The sequence below is a fragment of the Vibrio sp. 1401 genome, from assembly GCF_033340295.1.
Genome location: NZ_JAWOWF010000890.1, coordinates 1 through 505, shown reverse-complemented (window position 1 = coordinate 505; position 505 = coordinate 1). Strand labels below are relative to the sequence as shown.

Annotated in this window: 2 protein-coding genes; one reads left to right on the top strand and one right to left on the bottom strand. The window is 48.7% G+C overall.

Annotated features, from left to right (window positions below; translation table 11 throughout):
- Nucleotides 1–362, bottom strand: a 362-nt coding sequence (locus tag R7Z77_RS28740) for a hypothetical protein (RefSeq protein WP_411913233.1), incomplete at its 3' end; no start/stop codon positions are given.
- Between R7Z77_RS28740 and R7Z77_RS28735 the strand changes: the two genes are divergently transcribed.
- On the top strand, nucleotides 287–505 hold a 219-nt coding region (locus R7Z77_RS28735; RefSeq protein ID WP_318137482.1), incomplete at its 3' end, for a hypothetical protein. The genes R7Z77_RS28740 and R7Z77_RS28735 overlap by 76 nt on opposite strands.

Here is a 505-nt window from a genome sequence, read left to right as displayed (position 1 = left end):
AGAACATAGGTTGAGCGCCAGTAGACCGTAGCTGGGTCGCCAGTGCAGGTAGTGGGGTCATAATCGCCAGTAGCACCTAGATACTTAAAACAGATCCTGGAGACATAACGGCCATCACCATAACTGGCAACCGGATAAAGCGCATCCCCAACTGGCGTTCCCTTCCCTTGCTCCTCACCAGAGCGATAATTCTTCATGAAGGAATGCGCGTCTATGATGGTGTTGAAGCGCATTTTGTCTACTTCGGTGCTCACGGCTACAACCCGCCATTGTGCAAAAGCAACGCATGGCAAAGTTGCGAGCACCACAACGGCCAATGACCGCAGGTTTCGCATCAGTAAAAGGGAAGGTCTCGATCTCATTTACAGCTCCAGTTTTTATGCTGGAGCTATTTTCAGGTGGGAGAGTCGTTATCAACGACTGCGTTATTGCCCTTTTAGGGTATGAATACGTGATTTGGAGAGGTTGTGTATTCAGAACAAATGAGAAGCAGGTTACTCATTTC